Consider the following 4,461-nt stretch of genomic DNA (forward strand, 5'->3'; position numbering starts at 1 on the left):
CGCCCCGAAGGGGCGCGGGGAACTGCGCGCCCAGCCCCCACAAACCCGCACCCGACAAACAACCAGGGGCGCGGGGAACTGCGCGCCAAGCCCCCACGAACCCGCATCCGAACCACCTAGGGGCGCGGGGAACTGCGCAAACAACCAGGCCGGCCGGAGGCCAACGCGGCTCACACAGGCGAGGCAAACCGGCGGAGCCCTACCGCAGCCAGGGCAAATCCGCCCCCGCCCCCTCCGGCTGAAGCCCCGCCGCAATAAGCCGCATCGCCTCGCCAAGAGTCTCCTGCTGCTCAGCAGTGAGCCGGTCGAAAAGCGCCTGACGAACCGCGGTCACATGCCCGGGCGCAACCCGCTCCAGCACCTCGTACCCCTCGTCCGTCAGGACAGCGAACTGCCCCCGCTTGTCCGAAGGACAGTCCTCCCGCCGCACCCACCCGTTCTTCTCCAGCCGCGCGATCGCATGCGACAGACGGGACCGGGTGATCTTCGCCTTCATCGCCAGCTCGGTCATCCGCAACCGCCGGCCGGGCGCCTCGACCAGCTGCACCAGCAGGCCGTAGTAGATGTGCGGCATGCCCGCGTCACGCTGCAACTGGCGGTCGAGATGGTCCTCAAGAAGCGTGGTCGCGTGCATGAACGCACGCCAGGTGCGTTGTTCCTCGTCACTGAGCCAGCGCGGCTCGTCAGCGGATGCCGTGTTCATGCACCCACTGTACGAGGGCTCTCCTTGAAACTTAAACAAGCGGGAGGTAAGCTCTCACTCCAAAAGCTTGACACTTCAAGTAACCATCGCCACCCCAGTCGCCCAGCCACCTGACCACCCAGTCGCGCACCGAGCCGCCGTCACCCAGGGAGCTTCGCCATCATGTCCGCAGCCACCGAGGAACGTGCCGTCGTGGAGCGCATGCCCGCCCTCTACCTCTCGCACGGCGCCCCGCCCCTCGCCGACGACGCCCTCTGGCCCGGCCAGCTCGCCGCCTGGGCCGCCGACCTCCCGCGCCCCAAGGCGATCCTCATGGTCTCGGCGCACTGGGAGGAGGCCCCGCTGGCCCTCGGTGCGACCGACGTCGTCCCGCTGGTCTACGACTTCTGGGGCTTCCCGGAGCACTACTACAAGGTGCGGTACGAGGCCCCGGGCGCCCCCGCCCTCGCCGCGTCCGTCCGTAAGCTGCTGCGCGCCCCCGGCACGCCGGTCCAGGACATCCCGGACCGCGGCCTCGACCACGGTGCGTACGTCCCGCTCGTCGAGATGTTCCCCGCGGCCGACATCCCGGTCCTGCAGATCTCCATGCCCACGCTCGACCCCGTCCGCCTGATGGACATCGGGCGCAAGCTGGCGCCCCTGCGCGACGAGGGCGTCCTCATCGTGGGCTCCGGCTTCTTCACCCACAACCTGGCCGCTCTCCGGCAGGGCGGCATACCCGGCTGGTCGGCGGAGTTCGACGCCTGGGGCCACCAGGCCCTCGACTCCGCGGACGTGGACGGCCTCCTCGACTTCCTCCACAAGTCGCCGGCCGGTCAGCTGGCCCACCCGCGCACGGAGCACTTCGCTCCGCTGTTCGTGACCATGGGCGCGGCGGACGCCTACGGCGATCTGGACGCCCAGCGTTCCGTGATCGACGGCTTCTGGCTGGGCCTGGCCAAGCGATCGGTGCAGTTCGGCTGACGGGCCCGCCCCTCAGGGGCCCCTGCCTCAGAGACCCTCAGAGGCAGGCCCCTCAGAGATCTTCAGCGACTCTCGGAGGTTCTCAGAGATTCTCAGAGATCCTTCTCGTACCACGCCACATCCCAGTACCGCCCGAACTTCCGGCCCACTTCCCGGTACGTACCGACGTTCCGGAAGCCGAACCGCTGGTGCAGCCGCGCCGATGCCTCGTTGGGCTGGGTGATGCCCGCGTACGCCCGGTGGAGGTCCTCGCCCGCGAGCGCCGCGAACAGGGCTTCGTAGAGGGCCGTGCCGACGCCCCGGCCGCCCGCGTCCGGGGCGAGGTAGACCGTCAGCTCCACGGATGTCCCGTACGCGGGCTTCGGCCCGAACGCACTCGATGTGGCGTACCCGAGAATCCGCTGTGAGTCCGCGTCCACGGCAACCATAAGCCGGTGCGGGCCGTCTTCAGGGTGAGAGAGCAGCCAAGGGCGGCGCTCCTCCGGGGTGAAGGCCACGGTGTCGAACGTGATCGGCGTCCCGCGTACGTAGTGGTTGTAGATGTCCGTGAGGGCGTCGAGGTCACCTTCGGCTCCTGGCCTGACCTGCACCTCTGCCGCTTCTACTACTGCCTGTGCTGCTGCCTCTGCATGTTCTGACGGCACCCGGCCTCCTTTTTCGGCGGACAGGGTACTGCAAGATCAGAAAATTCGTGGGGCGGGTTGGGAATTCTGTCCGGATTCCAGTCGTTGTTTCCATTGGAAGCAGGGCACTCGGGAGGGTGTCCGAGCCACCAAGTCATTACGCCGAAGTCATTACCAGGACCCGCAAGCCCACCATCGTAAGGGAGCACGCATGGCAACCCGTGCCGTCGCCCGTCGTAAGTCCGCCTCCGGCGAGACCGACGCGGCACGCAGTGTTCGCGTCGTAGGCGGCGAGATCGCCGACCGCGACCTGGTCGGCATGTATCTCGACGAGATAGCGCGCACACCGCTGCTCGACGCCGCCAAGGAGGTCGAGCTGTCCCAGACCATCGAGGCCGGGGTGTATGCGCGGCAGCTTCTCGACGGTGAGGCCACCGAGACAAAGGTGCAGGCCTCCCGCGAAGAGCTCGAAGCGCTGGTCGCCGATGCCGAGCGGGCCAAGGACATCTTCATACGGTCGAACCTCCGCCTGGTCGTCGCGGTCGCGCGGCGCTACCCCCGCAGCGGTCTGCCGCTGCTGGACCTGATCCAGGAGGGGAACGCCGGACTGGTCCGCGCGGTCGAGAAGTTCGACTACCGCAAGGGCTTCAAGTTCTCGACGTACGCGACCTGGTGGATCCGTCAGGCCATCACCCGGTCCATCGCCGACCAGTCACGCACCATCCGGCTCCCCGTCCACCTGGTGGAGGAGCTGGGCAGGATCCGCCGTGTGCAGCGCGAGTTCAACCGCGAGCACGGCCGCGATCCGGAGCCCGCCGAGATAGCCAAGGAGCTGGGTTCCAACCCGGAGCGCGTCATCGACGTGCTCGACTGGGCCCGCGACCCGGTCTCGCTGAACATGGCGGTGGACGACCAGGGCGACACCCAGTTCGGCGACCTGCTGGAGGACACCTCCGCCGTGTCGCCCGAGCAGTCCGTGCTCACGCTGCTGCGCAGCGAGGAGCTGGACGACCTCATCGGCCGCCTCGACCAGCGCACCGCCTCGATCATCAAGATGCGGTACGGAATCGACGACGGCCGCGAGCGCACGCTGACCGAGGTCGGCAAGGAGCACGGCCTCACCCGCGAGCGCATCCGCCAGATCGAGAAGCACGCACTGATGGAACTGAAGAAGCTGGCCCGGTCCACAGGGTTCGACGCCGCGGCGTAAGCCCTCCGGGCGGCTGCCGGGCCCGGGGCGGGGCGGCGTCGGTTCCGTCCGGCGGGCCCTCACCCCGACGGCCGTGACCGCGGCAGTCCCGGCCGCGGTCGGCCACGCTGGGCGACGAGATGGCAGGGCTCTCGCCCGACGTCGGCACTCGTCGGGTACCCGTCCGGCACTCGCCCGGCCTCGGCTCGGTGGGTTGTCCGGGGAGCGGCCGGCAGCGGGTGGCCGGCTGTGGAGCGGGGCGACGGGGCCTGGCGGGACAGGGTGTGGCGCGGCGTGGTAGGCCCGGAAAATGTACGGTTTCGAGCTCCGGCGGCGCCTGCGGAAGCGGGGGAGAAAAACTGGTCCTCGAAAGGAGGATTGGGTTCGCATTCCGGGGGCACGCGAGCTTATCTCAGGCCCTGTACGGGGGCGCTGAGTCGGCCCCACGTCACAGCATGGCTGGTCAAGACCTTTGACCAGCTCACCGAGCTCGTACAGAAGTCCGTTTGCAGCCGCTTCAAAACACCGGCCCCGGGGCACAAAACTCCAGGGCCCCTCAAAAGCCGAGTCCCGACGCACTTCCCCCGGTGCAGGGACTCTTCCAGAGTCGAGCTCCGGCGCCTCCCCCCCCTGGCGCCGGGGCTCGACTCCATTTGTGACGCTGCACGCGGGGCCTGTACGGGGGACTTACGGGTCCTGTACGGGGGACTTGCGCGCGGGCCCGTACGTGTCCTGTCCGCGAGGCCGTTCGTAGCGCAGTGCGACTGTGCGACCCCGCGACCCGCGGGCACGCGACCCCGCGACCGCGCGGGCACGAAGGCTGGGCCACCCCGAACCTGAACCCCGGGGTGACCCAGGCGGCACATTGTGTCACGGGCGTGAATTCCGCCGAGGGGCACCCGAGAGGCGCCCGAGGGGCGCGCCGTCGGCTCCCGCGCCCGATCCCCGCGCCCGATCCCCGCCCCTGCCCCTTATACACATCT

4 protein-coding genes are annotated in these 4,461 nt (G+C 69.2%); 2 read left to right on the forward strand and 2 right to left on the reverse strand.

Features of this window, described 5'->3' with window-relative positions; genetic code table 11:
* Positions 1 to 199: 199 nt before the first annotated feature.
* Positions 200 to 703: a MarR family winged helix-turn-helix transcriptional regulator gene (locus AOK01_RS39375; RefSeq protein ID WP_055520355.1), complete on the reverse strand. Its 504-nt coding sequence runs from the start codon at positions 701 to 703 to the stop codon at positions 200 to 202.
* A 162-nt stretch (positions 704 to 865) separates the two neighbouring features.
* On the opposite strand from AOK01_RS39375, the gene AOK01_RS39380 reads away from it, so the two are divergent.
* Entirely contained in the window at positions 866 to 1,666 is an 801-nt protein-coding gene (locus tag AOK01_RS39380; protein WP_055520357.1) for a dioxygenase family protein, read from the forward strand.
* A 92-nt stretch (positions 1,667 to 1,758) separates the two neighbouring features.
* Here the strand turns inward: AOK01_RS39380 and AOK01_RS39385 are convergent, their stop codons facing one another.
* Complete coding sequence (locus AOK01_RS39385) at positions 1,759 to 2,310, reverse strand: GNAT family N-acetyltransferase (protein ID WP_245702611.1); 552 nt, start codon at positions 2,308 to 2,310, stop codon at positions 1,759 to 1,761.
* A 190-nt stretch (positions 2,311 to 2,500) separates the two neighbouring features.
* Between AOK01_RS39385 and AOK01_RS39390 the strand changes: the two genes are divergently transcribed.
* Positions 2,501 to 3,499: a sigma-70 family RNA polymerase sigma factor gene (locus AOK01_RS39390; protein WP_055520361.1), complete on the forward strand. Its 999-nt coding sequence runs from the start codon at positions 2,501 to 2,503 to the stop codon at positions 3,497 to 3,499.
* Positions 3,500 to 4,461 lie beyond the last annotated feature (962 nt).

Source organism: Streptomyces aurantiacus (assembly GCF_001418335.1).
Taxonomy (GTDB): domain Bacteria; phylum Actinomycetota; class Actinomycetes; order Streptomycetales; family Streptomycetaceae; genus Streptomyces; species Streptomyces aurantiacus.

Excerpts from the sequence above, each read along its gene's own strand:
- AOK01_RS39380 (WP_055520357.1), top strand. The coding sequence starts at position 866 with ATGTCCGCAGCCACCGAGGAACGTGCCGTCGTGGAGCGCATGCCCGCC.
- AOK01_RS39390 (WP_055520361.1), top strand. The coding sequence starts at position 2,501 with ATGGCAACCCGTGCCGTCGCCCGTCGTAAGTCCGCCTCCGGCGAGACC.
- AOK01_RS39375 (WP_055520355.1), bottom strand. The coding sequence starts at position 703 with ATGAACACGGCATCCGCTGACGAGCCGCGCTGGCTCAGTGACGAGGAA.